The sequence below is a fragment of the Chitinophaga sp. GbtcB8 genome (assembly GCF_019091455.1).
Taxonomy (GTDB): Bacteria; Bacteroidota; Bacteroidia; order Chitinophagales; family Chitinophagaceae; genus Chitinophaga.
This window is the reverse complement of sequence record NZ_JAGXJN010000001.1, coordinates 353304-370369: the sequence shown is the minus strand read 5'-3', so window position 1 is coordinate 370369 and position 17066 is coordinate 353304. Positions and strand designations below refer to the sequence as shown.

Annotated in this window: 11 protein-coding genes; 7 read left to right on the top strand and 4 right to left on the bottom strand. The window is 48.4% G+C overall.

Annotated elements, in window-relative coordinates:
* Positions 1–44: 44 nt before the first annotated feature.
* The 3 genes from KVT36_RS01540 to mnmA form a co-directional block, all read right to left on the bottom strand.
* Complete coding sequence (locus KVT36_RS01540) at positions 45–1688, bottom strand: glycosyl hydrolase family 18 protein (protein WP_217601741.1); 1644 nt, start codon at positions 1686–1688, stop codon at positions 45–47.
* Between the two features lie 93 nt (positions 1689–1781).
* The gene (locus KVT36_RS01535; RefSeq protein ID WP_217601740.1) at positions 1782–5123 is read right to left on the bottom strand and encodes a glycosyl hydrolase family 18 protein; all 3342 of its coding nucleotides are present in this window, start codon (positions 5121–5123) and stop codon (positions 1782–1784) included.
* Positions 5124–5450: 327 nt separating this feature from the next.
* Positions 5451–6545 (bottom strand): tRNA 2-thiouridine(34) synthase MnmA, encoded by a 1095-nt coding sequence (gene mnmA, locus KVT36_RS01530; protein WP_217601739.1) that lies wholly within the window; start codon positions 6543–6545, stop codon positions 5451–5453.
* A gap of 186 nt (positions 6546–6731) precedes the next feature.
* Between mnmA and KVT36_RS01525 the strand changes: the two genes are divergently transcribed.
* From KVT36_RS01525 to KVT36_RS01500, 6 genes are all read left to right on the top strand, one after another.
* The gene (locus KVT36_RS01525; RefSeq protein WP_217601738.1) at positions 6732–8246 is read left to right on the top strand and encodes a tagaturonate reductase; all 1515 of its coding nucleotides are present in this window, start codon (positions 6732–6734) and stop codon (positions 8244–8246) included.
* Positions 8247–8453: 207 nt separating this feature from the next.
* Entirely contained in the window at positions 8454–9848 is a 1395-nt protein-coding gene (uxaC, locus tag KVT36_RS01520) for a glucuronate isomerase (RefSeq protein WP_217601737.1), read from the top strand.
* Entirely contained in the window at positions 9848–10843 is a 996-nt protein-coding gene (locus KVT36_RS01515; protein ID WP_217601736.1) for a sugar kinase, read from the top strand. The genes uxaC and KVT36_RS01515 overlap by 1 nt, the downstream gene beginning before the upstream one ends.
* A 1-nt stretch (position 10844) precedes the next feature.
* A complete protein-coding gene (locus KVT36_RS01510) occupies positions 10845–11507 on the top strand; it encodes a bifunctional 4-hydroxy-2-oxoglutarate aldolase/2-dehydro-3-deoxy-phosphogluconate aldolase (protein WP_217601735.1) in 663 nt (220 codons plus the stop codon).
* A gap of 47 nt (positions 11508–11554) precedes the next feature.
* The gene (locus KVT36_RS01505) at positions 11555–12862 is read left to right on the top strand and encodes an MFS transporter (RefSeq protein WP_217601734.1); all 1308 of its coding nucleotides are present in this window, start codon (positions 11555–11557) and stop codon (positions 12860–12862) included.
* Positions 12863–13055: 193 nt separating this feature from the next.
* Positions 13056–14264, top strand: coding sequence for a thioredoxin fold domain-containing protein (locus KVT36_RS01500; RefSeq protein WP_217601733.1), 1209 nt, complete (start codon positions 13056–13058; stop codon positions 14262–14264).
* 86 nt (positions 14265–14350) lie between these two features.
* Here KVT36_RS01500 and KVT36_RS01495 read toward each other — a convergent pair whose 3' ends face one another.
* Positions 14351–15997, bottom strand: a complete 1647-nt coding sequence (locus KVT36_RS01495; protein ID WP_217601732.1) for a UxaA family hydrolase — start codon at positions 15995–15997, stop codon at positions 14351–14353.
* 197 nt (positions 15998–16194) lie between these two features.
* On the opposite strand from KVT36_RS01495, the gene kduI reads away from it, so the two are divergent.
* Positions 16195–17037 (top strand): 5-dehydro-4-deoxy-D-glucuronate isomerase, encoded by an 843-nt coding sequence (kduI, locus tag KVT36_RS01490; RefSeq protein ID WP_217601731.1) that lies wholly within the window; start codon positions 16195–16197, stop codon positions 17035–17037.
* The last annotated feature ends 29 nt before the right edge of the window (positions 17038–17066 follow it).

Sequence of the window (17066 nt, the reverse complement as noted above, 5' to 3'; positions counted from 1 at the left end):
GCCGGGCAAAAATACCCGGCCTGTGTTCCTATGTGTATGCTTTTTTATTGAATGATGATCTTTTTGGTGTACGTATGCTTACCGTTGGTAATGGTCATGATGTATAAACCACTGGCAATGTTGCCGGTGGGGATGGTGAGCATACCGGCACTGGCCTTTTGATAGGACACTACCCGTTTGTTCACATCAACCAGCTGTACCTGTACGGGTTTGCTGGCATCATACTGCGCTACCTTCACGGTAAAAGGGCTGCCCTTTACTACCGGGTTGGGATATACGACGGCATTACCTGTTTTAGCGCTTTCCGCTTCTTTGGTAGTAATTTCAGCAGCGATAGCTGTTTTGGCAGCTGCACCTGCTATGCCGTAGGTAAAGACTTCCCAGCCCTGTGCAGTGGCCCTGTTACAGGTCATAGCCTGGGTACCGTTCTCAGAGGAAACAAACAAACCGTTGTTGCCTTTCAGTGAAATAGTACCATCTGCATTTTCGATCCACTCAAACTGTTCCCAGCCATCTGCCGCATCCCGGTTGCAGTTCATAGGGGCAGCGCCATTCTCAGAAGAAACAAATTTACCCTGGTTGCTCAGCGTAATTTTTCCGTTGCCGGCATCGCCTACCAGGAACTGCTCCCAGCCCTGTACAGTAGCCCGGTTACAGTTCATAGGTTCTTCGCCGTTCTCCGAACTTACATACTGGCCGTTAAAACCTTTCAGCCAGATGGTTTTGCCAACAGGCGCAGTGGTAGTGGGTGGCGGTGGTGTGCTGGTATCACCGCTTCTTTGTGCTACTACTTCATGAATGGCAGATACCAGGGAAGTGGCGCCTGCACCGTCTGTAGAAAGGTCCCACATCATAATTCCGCCGCCCCTGTCATAGGCGAGGTTGGTTTTTTTCTTAATAGTGGGTATACCGTTATATCCTATGTTACCAAATACATCTGCATTGGGGCTGGCTCCTCTCGAAAGCAATTCGTTGTAACCTATCCAGCCGGGCCGGCCAAAAAAAGGCACGCCCAGCACTGCCTTGTCCTTAGGCAGGCCGCGGCCTAACCAGTAGCTCATACAGGAAACGGCCAGGTCGTAGGTGGAGTGTTGAAAATCATTATCGTCATACGCCATTATGGCTAAGTAATCTGTAATAGGAAAAAGGCCGTTCACAAACATGGAACCGCCTTCGCCAATTACCGCTGCTGTCAGCAGCTTGCCTTTGGGATGCAGGGCGTTATACAGGTCCTGCATCAGCAGCAGGAAGTTCTGCGGCTCATTGGTACCGCTGGGATACTCCCAGTCAATGTCCACACCATCCAGGTTGTACTGGTTCACAAAAGTCATCATGTTGCTGACGAAAGTGGCGCGTATAGCGGCACTGGGCGCAATGGTACGGAAACCCACATCACCGCCGCCGCCACCTACAGAGATGATCACCTTAACACCTTTAGCGTGTGCAGCGCTCACCAGGCTTTGCAGCTTGGATGGATTTTCAATGGGCTGATAGCTGCCGGAAGCAGTAGGGATCAGGAAGGCGTAATTGACGTGCGTAAGCTTGGTGAATTGTACATCGCTTACGTTGCCGCCCCAGGTGGGAAGATAGCCTACTACTTTAAAAGGTGTTTGTGAAAAGGCCTGCCAGGATGTGGCAAGCAGCAGGAATAACAGCAGGACTGTTTTATTCCATAGGTTATTTTTCATAAGATGTAGGTTAAATTAAGAGATCGTAAAGCTCGCAATACTGTATAAGCAGCACTGCCGGTAAAAGACCGGCAGTGCTGTGTTTTTGTTGTGTTATTGGATGATCACCTTTTTGGTATAAGTGTTCTTACCGTTAGTGATGGTCATGATATAGAACCCGCTGGCTACATTGCCGGTGGGGATGCTGAGCATACCGGTGCTGGCCTTGTGATAGGACACTACCCTTTTGTTCACATCAATCAGCACTACCTGTACAGGTTTGCTGGCATCGTACTGATCTACCTTTACGGTAAAGGTGCTGCCCTTTACTACCGGGTTCGGATATACGAGCGCGCTACCTGCCTTAGCAGCGACTGCTTCTTCTTTAGGAGCAACGGCTGTTGCAGCAATAGCTGTTCTGGCAGCTGCGCCAACTACACCGTAGTTAAAGGCTTCCCAGCCCTGTATGGTAGGGCGGTTGCAGGTCATAGCCTGTGTGCCGTTCTCAGAAGATACATACAGCCCATTGTTGCCACGCAGGGAAATGGTGCCATCAGCATTTACGATCCAGTCAAATTTTTCCCAATCCTGCGCAGTGGTTCTGCTGCAGGTAATGGCCTGTTCTCCATTCTCTGAAGAAACAAATTTGCCCTGGTTGCTCAGCGTAATTTTACCATTACCACCATCGCCTACCAGGAACTGCTCCCAGCCCTGTACAGTAGGTCTGTTACAGTTCATAGGCTCTTCACCGTTCTCAGAGCTTACGTATTGACCGTTAAAGCCTTTCAGCCAGATGGTTTGACCAATGGGTGCGGTTGTGGGCGGGGGAGGATTGCTGGTGTCGCCGCTTCTTTCCAATACTACCTGGTAGATGGCAGTTACCAGTGAGTTTGGATTGGTAGGAGCAACATCCTGTGACAGTTCCCACATCATTACACCGCCGCCATTGTCAAATGCCAGGTTGGTTTTACGTTTAATGGTAGGAATACCGTTGTAGTAGTTACCGTTAAATACATCGGCATTAGGACTGGCGCCGTTAGCCAGCAGGGTATTATAACCATCCCAGCTGGGGCGTGCGTAGAAGGGCAGGCCCAGTATGGCCTTTTCTTTAGCCAGGCCACGGCCTCTCCAATAGTTCAGGGATTGCACTGCATAATCGTAAGTGGAGTGATTAGCATTATTGGCATCATATGCCATAATGGTCAGGAAGTCCACTACGGAGAATACGCCATTTACAATACTGCTGCCGCCTACTGCTACTACCGCAGCAGTAAGCAGTTTACCACGGTTATGCATTTCATTGGAAAGCTGTGTCATTAATGCCAGGTAGTTATTGGCAGAGGTGCCATTGTCAGGGTATTCCCAGTCAATGTCCACACCATCCAGGCCGTACTGGTTTACAAAAGCGATCATGTTGTTCACGAAAGTGGTGCGGGTGCTGCTGTTGGCAGCCAATCCTTCAAAACCACCGTCGTTGCCATTATTCCAGCCACCAACGGAGATCATTACTTTCACGCCTTTAGCATGTGCATTGGCCACCAGGCTTTGCAGCTTGCCCGGGTTTTCAATAGGCTGCAGGCTGCCGTTGGAATTGGGCAGCAGGAAGGCGTAGTTGATATGCGTTAGCTTGCTGTACTGAACAGACTGCGGATCTACATTACCAGCCCAGGAAGGCATATAACCTACTACTTTAAAGTTGTTAGCAACCGCTGCTGCGGCAACAGCTGCAGCGCTTACCTCACCCCAGCTGAAGGCTTCCCAGCCCTGTATGCCAGTGCGGGTGCAGGTCATAGCCTGTGTGCCATTTTCAGAAGAGATATACAGCCCATTGCTGCCACGCAGGGAAATGGTGCCATCGGCATTTTTGATCCAGTCAAATTTTTCCCAATCCTGCGCAGTAGCCCTGTTGCAGGTAATGGCCTGTTCTCCGTTCTCAGAAGAAACAAATTTTCCCTGGTTGCTCAGCGTAATTTTACCATTACCGCCATCGCCTACCAGGAACTGTTCCCAGCCCTGTACAGTAGGCCTGTTGCAGTTCATAGCCTGTGTGCCGTTCTCAGAGCTTACATACTGGCCGTTAAAACCTTTCAGCCAGATGGTTTTACCAATAGGGCCGGTTGATGCAGGCGGCTGTATGCCGGGTGCTACGGCTGCAATGGTGCCATTGTTCTTTACACAATTGGCAAACTTGATGCTGTTCAGCACTGCTGCCATGTTGCCTGCGCCATCCATCAGGTAGGGCGGGTTAATGTGCATTAATGCGGCATTTTCCTGGGTGTCAAAACGTTTGTACGTCCAGTGGCACCAGCCAATACCTTTTGAATTCAGCGCACGGATGTTTTCGCTTAACCAGTTGTTGTCGCTTTCGCCGGTTTCGCCTACCCAAACAGGTACCTGGTTGGTGTTGCGGAAGTTTACCATGTTGGCGATCAGGTTGATCTGGTTCACATCACCATTGGTTTCCGTAGTGGAGTTGGTGATCCAGTAACGGTGGGCGTTGTACACCAGGTTAGAGCGGTTGCTGAACGTAAAGGGCTCCATGTAATTGTAGTTGTTGCCCCATCCGTTCCCTTCGATCATGAGCAGGTGATCATCGCCCTGTGCGCGGATAGCATTGATCAGGCGCTCAAACAGGTCATGGATCGTGCGGTTGTCCGGCACGTTGTTCGGCTCATTGATCAGGTCATAAAAAGCCACGCCGTTGTTGTTGATGTAACGGGTGGAGAGGCGCTGCCACAGGCGAACGGTCATGTCCTTGTAGATCTGTTTGTTCCACAGATCATTCCCTACCAGGGCATCGGAAATGTTAGCGTCTGTGCCTTGTGCGCCGGGTGCGGCGTGCAGGTCCAGGATCACGTACATGTTGTTGGCAGCGGTCCATTTCAGCAGGCTGTCTGTGAGGCGGAACCCTTCCAGGTTAGCATCATTAAACAGCTGGTTGCTGTTGTACCAGGAGGTCAGGTTGCTTACATACGTGTTGTAATTGCCTGAGTTGCGGGCCACGCTGTTACGCACCGCGCGCTGGGCGCTGGTCAGGAACAGCTCATAGTGCAGTGGCAGCCGCACGCAGTTGAATCCCTGGGAGGCCAGGTAATCAATGTCTGCTTTGGTAATGAAATTGTTACGCCAGCTCTGGTAGAAGGCTTCTACCTGCGCATCGGTCTGGCCCTGGTCATACAATCTTTTTTTGATGGACCATTGGGTGCCACCACCGGAAAATGAAGGTTTGATCATGTAACCTTCCTGAAGCATCCATCCACCAAGGCCTACGCCTTTGAGGATAACTTCCTGATTACTTTCATTGATGATACGTGTGCCGCTTTGGCGGAGTCTTGATAATTGTTGCGCAAACGTTTGCATACTCAGGCAGAGTGCTACCAGTAAAACGGAACAATACAGGTACAGGTACGGTGCACGGCGTGGAAGTCCGTGCCGTCGGGTAGAACGGGTTCTCATAGACGGTTCTTTGTTTTTGGTTTATAATCAATAAAGGTTCATGCTCCCGCAGTGCACTGCGGGACGGTAATAGTCGCACGAGTGCGCCCATAGTACCATCTTATCTAGCCAAAAAGCTAAAAAAGGCAAGAAAAAAAGGAAAAACCGGATAAGTATCGGAGGGAGGGGTAACCTTGGAAACACAAAGGGGCTGAAAGAATGTAAAATCCTAAATATAAAATTTCAAATGTAAAAGGGGAATGCAGTGAAGACGTTATCCGCTGCATTCCCCTTTTATATTTAGGACTTAAAATTTTACATTTTACATTCTTGTTGGATCAGCTATGATTATAAGCGCTGAATGATACCACCGCCTATTACATCATCCCCTTCATAGAACACGGCGGACTGCCCGGGGGCAATGCCTTTCACCTGTTCGTAAAAGCGAACGCCGATCTGCCCGTTATCTGTATGATACAGGTTGCTCAGGGCGCCTTTATCCTTATAACGGATCTTGGTAGTGGCTTCCATCCCTTCAGGGATATGGTCGTATTTAACCATGTTAATACCGGCTACCCGCATTTCGCTCCGTTGCAGGTCCTCTTCTTCACCCAGCACCACAGTATTGGTTTCCGGGATAATGCTGGTTACGTATATGGGGCGGCCCAGGGCAATATCAAGCCCTTTACGCTGGCCAATGGTGTAAAAGGGATAACCCTTATGCTGGCCTACAATGGTGCCGTCCTTCAGCACAAAATTGCCGCCATTCACCTGTTCTTCAAGCCCATCTACCCGGCGTTTCAGGAAACCGCGGTAGTCATTATCCGGTACAAAACAGATCTCGTAGCTCTCTGCCTTTTTAGCCAGCTCGGGGTAGCCAAAGTCAAACGCCATCTGGCGGATCTCTGTTTTACGGTATTTACCCAATGGCAGCAGGGTACGGGCCAGCACATCCTGCTGCAGGCCCCATAACACATAGCTCTGGTCTTTCAGGTCATCAATGCCTTTGCTAAGCACATAACGGTCGTTATGCTGCCGTATTTGCCCGTAATGGCCGGTGGCTATAAGTGCGCAGTCCATAGCATCGGCCCTTTTCAGGAGCGCCCGCCATTTAATATGGGTATTGCAAAGCACGCAGGGATTAGGGGTGCGGCCTGCCAGGTATTCATCTACAAAATTGTTGATCACAAAGTCCCCGAACTCATCCCGGATATCCAGCACAAAATGCGGGAAACCATGGTGTACGGCGGCTGCGCGGGCATCGTTAAAAGAATCCAGGTTACAGCAGCCGGTCTCCTTTTTACTGGCGCCGGAAGATGCATAATCCCAGGTCTTCATCGTAATGCCGATCACTTCATATCCTTGCTCGTGCAGCATCAGCGCGGTAACCGTACTATCGATACCGCCGCTCATGGCCACCAGCACTTTGCCGTTTCTGCTCATAGTAGTTCGTGTAAGGCTGCAAAGTTAAAGAAAATCCTGCCATTGGCGGGCAGCAGGTTATTGATAGTAGTGATAGGGGCATAGAGAGAGCCTTCAGCCATCAGCATTTCATCATTTTTTATTATAAAATCTTAAAATGGAAGCCTATATTAGCGGGTAAAGTATTAAATATTATAAATTAGTTCCATGTTGCCTATATTAAACAGCGAATATGTGTTAAGCCGGCCTGATCTCCATATCTCAAAGGAATATCTTAACTACCCCGAAAAAGTATTGCAGTTTGGTACCGGTGTGTTGCTAAGAGGATTGGTGGATTACCTGATAGACAAAGCCAACAAACAAGGCATTTTCAAAGGCAGGGTAGTGGTGGTGAAATCTACAGATGGCCCAACCACAGAATTTTCTTCCCAGGATAATTTGTACACCACGCATATCAAAGGCGTAGCCCAGGGCGAGAAAATTAACCGCACCCTTATAAACGCTTCTATTAGCCGTGTTTTGCAATCGAATGCAGATTGGGCGAAGGTATTGGAAACCGTACACCAGCCTGAATTGCGGGTGATTATTTCCAATACTACGGAAGTAGGGATCCAGTATGTGGAAGAGAATATTTCCGACGGAGTGCCGGCCTCTTTTCCCGGTAAATTGCTGGCGGTGCTGTGGGAGCGTTTCCAGTATTTTCAAGGCAGCGTGGACAAAGGTTTTGTGATCGTGCCAACAGAGCTGGTAGTGGATAACGGGCGTTTATTACAGGAGATCGTATTACAGCTGGCCGCCTTTAACCAGCTGCCGGCAGCATTTATAGAATGGATAAAAAACAATAACAATTTCTGTAATTCACTGGTTGACCGTATTGTACCCGGTAAACCCAAAGAGCTGGAAACACTGCAGGAGAAAGCCGGGTATACAGATAGTTTGTGGATTGATGCAGAACCTTTCCTGTTATGGGCTATAGAAGGGGATGCGCATATTAAACAACGGCTTTCTTTTCATGAAGCAGATGCGCGCATGCTGATAGCACCCAGCATTACGCCCTACCGGGAGCAGAAATTACGTATCTTGAATGGCAGCCATACCATTTCCGTACCGCTGGCATTCCTGGGGGGATTGAACACGGTGTACGAGTGTATGGAGCATTCCTATATGCACAGCTTTTTCCGTACCGTAGTGATGGAGGAAATACTGCCTACCATACAGGATATTTGTCCGCATGCCGATAACTTTGCACAGGATGTGCTGGACCGGTTTGCCAATCCCAATATTGCGCATAAGCTCATTAGCATTACATTCCAGGAAAGCTCCAAAATGAATGCCCGTAATGTGCGCACGCTGCTGCGTTATTATGAACGCAAACATACATTGCCGCCGGCCATGTGTCTGGGTTTTGCCGCCATGCTGCTGTTCCTGCGCCCCGTGAAGGAAGAAGGCGGTAAGTTCTTTGGCGCCCGCGGCACAGAACAATATGTAATTACAGATGATAACGCCGCTGTTTTTGCCGCTTACTGGAAAGAGGTGAAAACCGCTGACAGCGCAGCTGTTACCCAGCTTGTACAACAAATAATATCCGATACCCGCCTGTGGGAAGCTGACCTTAACCAGCTGCCAGGCTTTGCGGAAACTGTAAGCGCGCACCTGCTGGGAATGATGCAGGAAGGCACGCTGGTGTATGCGGATGGCCTGCGTAAGGCGGCAACAAAGTAATTACGAATTGGGACACACTTCGGGAATGGCATTAAATAAATTTTATGAATTTGAACAATTATGAAAGTGGATTATGCGTGCAGAGCATTGAATAAAAGATGATCTCCGCTGCCTTTAATTCGTAATTATTCATATCACAATTACTTTCAGCGGCATTCATGAATGCTTCGCATTTCGTAATTGACAATTCGTAATTAAATTTCACGTATGAAGCAATTCTTATCAGCAGATTTTTTGTTACAAACAGCAACGGCCCAACGTTTATTTCATGAGTATGCCAGCAGCATGCCCATTATTGACTATCATAACCATCTGGCGCCGGATGAAATTGCCGCCAACCGGCAGTTTGAGCACCTGAGCGCTATGTGGCTGCAGGGTGATCACTATAAATGGCGGGCCATGCGCGCCAACGGTGTAGCAGAAGAATTTATTACCGGCAGCGCCGACCATTTTACCAAGTTCAAACACTGGGCGGCTACCGTACCTTATACCATGCGCAATCCTTTATATCACTGGACGCATATGGAGCTGTTAAATCCTTTTGGCATAACCAAACAGCTGAATGCAGATACGGCAAAGGAAATTTATGATCATTGCAACGCACAGCTGCCGCAATGGACCGCCCAGGCCCTGCTGCAGCATTTTAAGGTAAATGCCTTGTGCACGACCGATGATCCCTGCGATAGCCTGGAACATCATAAAGCCATACAGCAAAAGAATTTAGGGGTAAAAGTGTTACCCACCTTCCGGCCGGATAAAGCGATGGCAGTAGAAGATGCTGCTGCATTTAATGCCTACATGGATAAGCTGGCGGCTGCTGCCAATAAAGATATTAACAGCTACCAGGCCTTGCTGGATGCGCTGCGCAGCCGGCACGATTATTTTCATGCCACGGGCGGGCGTTTGTCTGACCATGGCATCAGCACCTTTTACGCAGCGGCGTATACTACTGCCGGCCTGGAAAGTATTTTTGCCAAACTACGTGCAGGCAAGGCCGTGAGCACGGAAGAAGCGGTGCAATTCAAAGCCGCCACCCTGCATTTTATTTGTGAGTGGAACCATGAAAAAGGCTGGGTGCAGCAATTTCACGTAGGGGCCATCCGTAATAATAACAGCCGTTTGTTACAACAGATCGGTGCAGATGCGGGCGTGGATTCCATTGGCGACTGGCAGGTAGCGGAGAGTATGTCGGCCTTTTTTGATGGGCTGGATAAAAAGAATAAGCTGGCTAAAACCATCGTTTATAACCTGAACCCGTCTTATAACGAAGTGTTTGCCACCATGGCAGGCAATTTCCAGGATGGTACGGTGGCCGGTAAAATGCAGTTTGGCAGCGGCTGGTGGTTCCTGGATCAGAAAGACGGTATGGAAAAACAAATGAATGTATTAAGCAACATGGGACTGCTGAGCCGCTTTGTTGGGATGCTGACAGATTCCAGAAGTTTTCTTTCCTATTCCCGTCATGAATATTTTAGACGTATTTTGTGTAACCTTATAGGAAATGATGTAGAGAACGGGGAGCTGCCATCTGATATTCCCTGGCTGGGTAAAATGGTGCAGGATATTTGTTACAATAATGCAAAAGCATACTTTAATTTTTAATGAAACCAGTAAAAGTTATATCGTACGGAGAGTTGTTATTCCGCTTTTCCCCTGACTGGGAGCAACATAATTCGGCATTATACATAGGCGGGGCAGAGGCTAATATGGCTGCCTCCCTGGCACGCTGGGGCACGCCAGTAGCCTACATTAGCAAAGCCCCTGAAAACGGCCTCTCCAAGCAGGTAATGCAGCAGCTGGAAAAAGCAGGCATTACTACCGACCGTATGCTGTGGGGTGGCGACCGTATAGGCGCCTATTTCCTGGCGCAGGGCAGCGACCTGAAACATGCAGAGGTAGTGTATGACCGTAAATATTCCGCCTTTAGCCAGCTGGAACCCGGCACCGTAAACTGGGATGAATTGCTGGAAGATGCTACATGGTTTCACTGGAGCGCTATTACACCCGCGCTCAGCGGGCAAGCTGCAAAGGTTTGTAAAGAAGCCCTGGAAGCTGCCAGCCGCAAGGGCCTCACCATTTCTACTGATCTGAATTACCGCAATAAATTATGGCAATACGCCAAACCATTCCAGGTAATGCCGGAGCTGGTGCAGTATTGTGATGTAATAATGGGCAACATATGGGCAGCGCATAACATGCTGGATACTACCCTGGATACGGTGGCTTTGGAGCAGGACAAAAAGGAAGTATACCTGGAACAGGCTATTAAAGTAGCGCAGGAAATAACGGAAAAGTACCCACGCTGTAAACATGTGGCCTTTACCTTCCGCTTCTCCAACGGGCCTACCCATAACCTGTATTATGCTACCTACTATCATAACGGGCAGCAAACCGTTTCCAAACAGGTTGAAACCAATGAGGTGGTAGACCGCGTAGGCAGCGGCGATAGTTTTATGGCGGGCCTTATACACGGGCTGCTGCAGGGTTTTGATGCACAAAAGCTCATTTCCTTTGCTGCCGGCGCTGCCTGGTCTAAATTGTTCATAAAAGGCGACTTTAACCAAACCAGTAAAGAAGATATTTTAAAACTTATTTAATATGGCACCTCAACCATCCACTATTATAGCAGCCTTTGAGCGCAGCGGGATAATACCGGTATTTTACCATGATGATGAAGCAGTTTGTATAGAAGTAATGCAGGCTTGTTATGAAGGTGGTATCCGCGTGTTTGAGTTCACCAACAGGGGAGAGCATGCCAGCCGTAATTTTGCCGCTATGCGCGATAAGAAGCTGGTAAGCATGCCGGATATGTATCTGGGCATTGGCACTATTAAAAATGCGGCAGATGCGGCAACCTTTGTAGGGCAGGGCGCTGATTTTATTGTAAGCCCTATCACCGATGCTGAAATTGGGGAGTGCTGCAAAAAAGAGAACATCCTCTGGATACCCGGTTGTATGACACCCTCTGAAATTGCAGTGGCAGAAAAGCTGGATTCCCCGCTGGTAAAGCTGTTCCCCGGTAATATCCTGGGGCCTGGTTTTGTAAAATCCATTAAACCGCTGTTTCCCAATACCAAATTTATGCCTACCGGCGGGGTAGAGCCTACCAAGGAAAGTATAGCCTCCTGGTTTGAGGCCGGCGTGGTTTGTGTAGGCATGGGCTCTAACTTATTGTCAAAGCAGGTGATTGACAGCAAAGACTGGAGTGCGCTGAAAGCCAAAGTGGTGCAAACGTTTGCATTTGTGAAAGCATTGCACTAAATTGAGTGTTCAAACACCGTTTGCTCATAAATTCCAAATTTATTAGAATGAATTCCACAAAAACCGGAAACTATCGCTGGGTTATTTGCACGCTGCTTTTCTTTGCTACTACCATTAACTACATTGACCGGCAGGTGATAGGTTTGTTAAAAGGAGACCTGGAAATACAGTTCCACTGGACAGAATCTGATTACAGCTATATAGTGATCGCTTTTTCAGCTGCCTATGCACTGGGCCTGCTAGCCTTTGGCGGGCTGGTAGATAAAATTGGTTCCAAATTAGGTTATACCATTTCCCTGATCGTATGGAGTGTGGCTGCCATGGCGCATGCACTGGCAAAATCCACTTTAGGTTTTGGGATAGCACGTGTGGCCCTGGGCCTGGGTGAATCAGGTAACTTCCCTTCCGCCATTAAGGCCACTGCAGAATGGTTTCCCAAGAAAGAGCGGGCATTGGCAACTGGTATTTTTAATGCCGGCGCCAACCTGGGACCGGTGATTGCGCCGGCACTGGTGTACTGGATCGCTAAGGTACAGGGCTGGCAAAGCGCCTTTATCTGGACCGGCGCCATTGGTTTTTTGTGGCTGATCTTCTGGTTCATTTTATATGATACACCTTCTAAAAGCAAACGGGTAACGAAAGAAGAATACGCATATATTCACAGCGATAATGAAGAACACCAGGCCGGCCCGGATGCCGAAACCCGCAAGATCAGCTGGTTAAAGCTATTCACCATCCGCCAGACCTGGGCCTTTGTATTTGGTAAGCTGCTGACTGACCCGGTATGGTGGTTCTTCCTTTTCTGGCTGCCTTCCTATATTTCCTCCGCGTTTAATGTAGATATGAAAGCCAGCTATGGCTTGCCCATCATTATCATTTATACCATGGTAAGCATTGGCAGCATTGGCGGCGGCTGGTTATCCTCTTTCCTTATTAAGAAAGGATGGCCGGTATTTAAGGCACGTAAAACGTCTATGTTACTTTTTGCGGTTTGCGTAGTACCCATTATGCTTACCAAATACACGGATAGCATGTGGGTAGCCGTGTCCCTGGTAGGTTTGGCTGCAGCTGCACACCAGGCCTGGTCTGCAAATATTTTCACCACGGTATCCGATATGTTCCCTAAATACGCGGTAAGCTCCGTGGTAGGTATCGGCGGTATGGCGGGCTCTATTGGCGGTATGCTGTTTCCCTTGCTGGTAGGCTTCATGCTGGACCATTACAAAGCGCTGGGCGATGTGAATGTTGGGTATAACATCCTGTTCGTCATCTGCGGATTTGCTTACCTGCTGGCCTGGGTGATCATGCACTTTTTTGCACCCAGAATGGAGCAGGTGCAGCTGAAGGATAATTAATAATGAAGAATGAATAATTAATTGAAGGAAATAATTGAACACGAAAATCCCGGCTGATAAAGCCGGGATTTTTTTTGAAGGAATAACATCACTCCGGGACAATTTTACCGGCGGTACCTGAGGGTATAGATATTTAACTTATCTTAATTGTCAGATCGTCAAACCCATCACCCCATCATTAAATAAACTAACCATGAAAAAACTATTATGCCTGTTGGCATTGCTGCCTGCGCTGGCTTTTGCGCAGGGGGTACATTTTGAAAAGGAGCTTAGCTGGGAGCAGGTGCTGGCTAAAGCTAAAGCGGAGCACAAATATGTTTTTGTGGACTGTTATACTACCTGGTGCGGCCCCTGTAAATACATGACTGCACAGGTATTCCCGCAGGAAGCAATGGGCCGGTTCTTCAACAGCAATTTTATTAATGTAAAAGTTCAGCTGGACAAAACCCCGGATGACAATGAGCATGTTAAAAGCTGGTATGCGGATGCCGCAATGATAGAAAAAGAGTATAAGATCCGGAGCTACCCTACCTTCCTGTACTTTTCGCCGGATGGAAAGATTGTGCACCGTACGGTAGGAAGCTCAGAGGCGCCAGAGTTTATTGCCCGGTCTGAAAAGGCGCTGAACCCCGCCACCCAGTATTATACACAGCTGGATAAATACAATAAAGGCAACAATAAGCCCGAAACGTTGAAAGCAATGGCCATGGCTGCAATGGAAGCCGATGATATGCCCCATGCCGCCAAAATTTCCCGGGAATATCTTGCTACACAAAAGAACCTGATGACGGTTGATAACATCCGCTTCATGGACAACTTTACCCACAGTAGTAAAGACACTGGTTTTACCATTTTTATGAAACAAAGTAAAGGGGTAGATGCCGTTTTGGGCGAAGGTAAAGCTATCGGCAGGGTAAAAGACATTATTGCAAATGAAGAGGTCTATGCAAAGCTGAGGGGGAATGCAGTGGACTGGGCATCCATTGAAAAGCAAGTGCAGGAAAAATACCCGCAATATGCAGCGGAAGTAGTAACCATGGGTAAAGTGCGGTACAGTATGGCAAAAAAAGATTGGCCTATGTTTCAGACCAATGTGATGATCTATATGAAACAATTTGGCAGCAACACATCGCCTGAAATGCTGAACGAATTTGCATGGGCTGTGTTTGAGAACTGTCAGGATATGACCTGCGTAACGGAGGCGCTGGAATGGAGCAAACGATCCTTTAAAGACAAGGAAGAACCTATGTACATAGATACTTACGCCAACATCCTGTATAAGCTGGGTAAGAAAAACGAAGCAATAGCTATGGAAGAAAAAGCGGTAAAGCTATCAAATGGAGATAAAGACCTGAGCGCTACCCTGGAGAAAATGAAAAATGGGGAGCCCACATGGAAGTAAGGGGCTGGTGGCAGGCTGCCTTATAAAATAAACAGGCTGTATCTACCTTGATACAGCCTGTTTATTTTGTGGTAAGATCCAGTCAATTATAAGCTCACACCCCGTTTCCACGGAATAAAATCATCCTGGTGCAGCTGCTCAGCTTTGGTAACAACCTCCCCACTGGCTGTTTTAATTACAAACTCCAGTATTTCTTCGCCCATGGCTGCAATGGTTTTTTCGCCACTGATAATAGGACCGGTATTAATGTCAATAATATCCGGCATCCGTTGTGCCAGGCGGGTATTGGTGGAGAGTTTGATAACCGGTGAAATGGGATTGCCGGTAGGCGTGCCTAAACCGGTAGTGAATAACACCACATTAGCGCCGGAGCCTACTTCTGCGGAAGTGGATTCCACATCATTACCTGGTGTGCACAGCAGGTTCAGACCGGGCTTGGTGGCATACTCCGTATAATCCAGCACATCTACCACCGGGGAAGTACCGCCTTTTTTAGCAGCACCGGCAGACTTGATCGCATCTGTGATCAAACCATCTTTAATATTACCGGGGGAAGGGTTCTGGTAAAAGCCGGAACCTACGGATTCTGCCTGGCTTTCATACGCCCGCATAATGCGGATGAATTTCTCGGAAGCAGTTTCACTGTTACAGCGGTTGATCAATTCCTGCTCTACCCCGCACAGCTCCGGAAACTCAGACAGGATGGAAGTACCGCCCAATGCCACCAGCAGGTCAGATGTATGGCCTACTGCAGGGTTAGCGGAGATACCGGAGAACCCATCAGAGCCGCCGCATTCCAAACCTATTACCAGCTTGGATAAAGGGGCCGGTTGCCTTTCTATTTTATTGGCTTCAACCAAAGCCAGGAAAGTTTCTTTAATAGCGGTGGAAAGCATGTTAAATTCAGAACCGCTTTTCTGCTGCTCAAACACCAGCACTGGTTTATCCTCAGTAGGATTCAGCTTTTTCAGCGCGGTCTGTAAAATGGATACCTGTGCATGCTGGCAGCCCAGGCTCAGGATGGTGGCGCCTGCCACATTGGAATGGTGAATATAACCGGCCAGTAAGGCGCACAAGGCTTCAGCATCATCCCGGGTACCGCCGCAGCCGCCTTCATGGATCAGGAACTTAATACCATCCACATTCGGGAATACTGAGCTACGTGTAGCCGTTTCTGTTACTGACACCGGCTGGTAGCTCTTAATCCCTTCCAGGTTGCCGCTTTTATACAGGCCTACCAGGTCGCTTACCTGCTCATTATACAGCTCTGGCGGAGCAAAGCCCAGCCCTTTTTCAAATGCGGTTTTAATCACGCCCACATTCCGGTTCTCACAAAATACCATGGGTATTACCAGCCAGTAGTTGCGGGTACCCACCTGCCCGTCTTTACGGGGGTAGCCCATAAAGGTGCGGGTTTTCCATTTGCTTACATCCGGCGCCTGCCATTGGATGGAGCCATCTTTTTCATGGAACGCCGTAGTATCATGGCGGATGTTGCTGGTAGTGATCACCTCTCCCTGGCGGATGAGGGAATTGGCTTTGCCTACCAGTACGCCGTACATCACAACGGGAGCATCAGGTTGCAGATCGGTAAGGGTGAATTTATGCTTGGCAGGAACGTCCTTAATCAGTTCCAGTGAAGTGCCATTGAATTGAATATGAGTGCCTGTCGGAAGATCCTGTAACGCCACCAATACGTTATCATCAGGGTGTATTTGCAAATACGTGTTCATAATACTAAAGTAACGAATATGTGTTTTCGATTTTAATACTAAAATGTTAATCCTTAATAAGATTTTGACACCTTTAAATTGTATCGTCCAGCGTGCAAAGAAACTAATAAACCAACAAACATGCGCCTGAATCTATGCAAACGTTTGCAAGATTCATGAATTCGCGCTATCTTACCTTATATTTCAAAATCAAAAGCATGAGTATTAAGGCAGAAACAAGGTATGCAAACAGCCCGCAGGAAGTAAAAACCTGGACCACAGCGCAAACCCGGGAGGCTCTCCTGATAGAACAGCTGTTTGAAGCCGATGATATACGTTTGGTATACAGCCACTACGACCGTTTTATTACCGGCGGCATTATGCCGGTAAGCAAAGCCATAAAGCTTGAACCGGTAGACCAGCTGAAGGCAACCTATTTCCTGGAGCGCCGGGAGCTGGGCATCATTAACGTAGGTGGCGCCGGCACGGTGAAAGTGGACGGAGAAACATTTGAAATCGATTTCAAAGAAGCCTTATACATTGGCCAGGGCAAGCAGGAACTGATCTTCAGCAGTAAAGAACCCGGTAAACCCGCCAAGTTTTATCTGAACTCCACACCCGCCCATACCAATTACCCTACCCGCCGCATTACCAAAAAGGAAGCGGAGATAGTAACCCTGGGCGCGTTGGAAACCGCTAACCACCGCACTATTAATAAGCTGATCGTGAACAGCGTGCTGCCCACCTGCCAGCTGCAAATGGGTATGACGGAGCTGAAATCCGGCAGTGTATGGAACACCATGCCCGCGCATACGCACGACCGCAGGATGGAAGTATATTTTTATTTTGAAGTACCGCAGGGCCAATCGGTAAGCCACTTCTGGGGGCAGCCGCAGGAAACCCGGCATATCTGGATGCAGAATGAGCAGGCGGTTATTTCTCCCCCCTGGAGCATTCATGCCGGCGCAGGTACCAGCAATTATACATTTATATGGGGGATGGCCGGTGAAAACCTGGACTATGGCGATATGGATGGTTGTCCGATCACTGAGCTGCGCTAAGTACCGCAATTACATTAACACAAAAACAT

Coding starts and splice junctions, on each gene's coding strand:
- KVT36_RS01540 (WP_217601741.1), bottom strand. CDS start 1,688: ATGAAAAATAACCTATGGAATAAAACAGTCCTGCTGTTATTCCTGCTG.
- KVT36_RS01535 (WP_217601740.1), bottom strand. CDS start 5,123: ATGAGAACCCGTTCTACCCGACGGCACGGACTTCCACGCCGTGCACCG.
- mnmA (WP_217601739.1), bottom strand. CDS start 6,545: ATGAGCAGAAACGGCAAAGTGCTGGTGGCCATGAGCGGCGGTATCGAT.
- KVT36_RS01525 (WP_217601738.1), top strand. CDS start 6,732: ATGTTGCCTATATTAAACAGCGAATATGTGTTAAGCCGGCCTGATCTC.
- uxaC (WP_217601737.1), top strand. CDS start 8,454: ATGAAGCAATTCTTATCAGCAGATTTTTTGTTACAAACAGCAACGGCC.
- KVT36_RS01515 (WP_217601736.1), top strand. CDS start 9,848: ATGAAACCAGTAAAAGTTATATCGTACGGAGAGTTGTTATTCCGCTTT.
- KVT36_RS01510 (WP_217601735.1), top strand. CDS start 10,845: ATGGCACCTCAACCATCCACTATTATAGCAGCCTTTGAGCGCAGCGGG.
- KVT36_RS01505 (WP_217601734.1), top strand. CDS start 11,555: ATGAATTCCACAAAAACCGGAAACTATCGCTGGGTTATTTGCACGCTG.
- KVT36_RS01500 (WP_217601733.1), top strand. CDS start 13,056: ATGAAAAAACTATTATGCCTGTTGGCATTGCTGCCTGCGCTGGCTTTT.
- KVT36_RS01495 (WP_217601732.1), bottom strand. CDS start 15,997: ATGAACACGTATTTGCAAATACACCCTGATGATAACGTATTGGTGGCG.
- kduI (WP_217601731.1), top strand. CDS start 16,195: ATGAGTATTAAGGCAGAAACAAGGTATGCAAACAGCCCGCAGGAAGTA.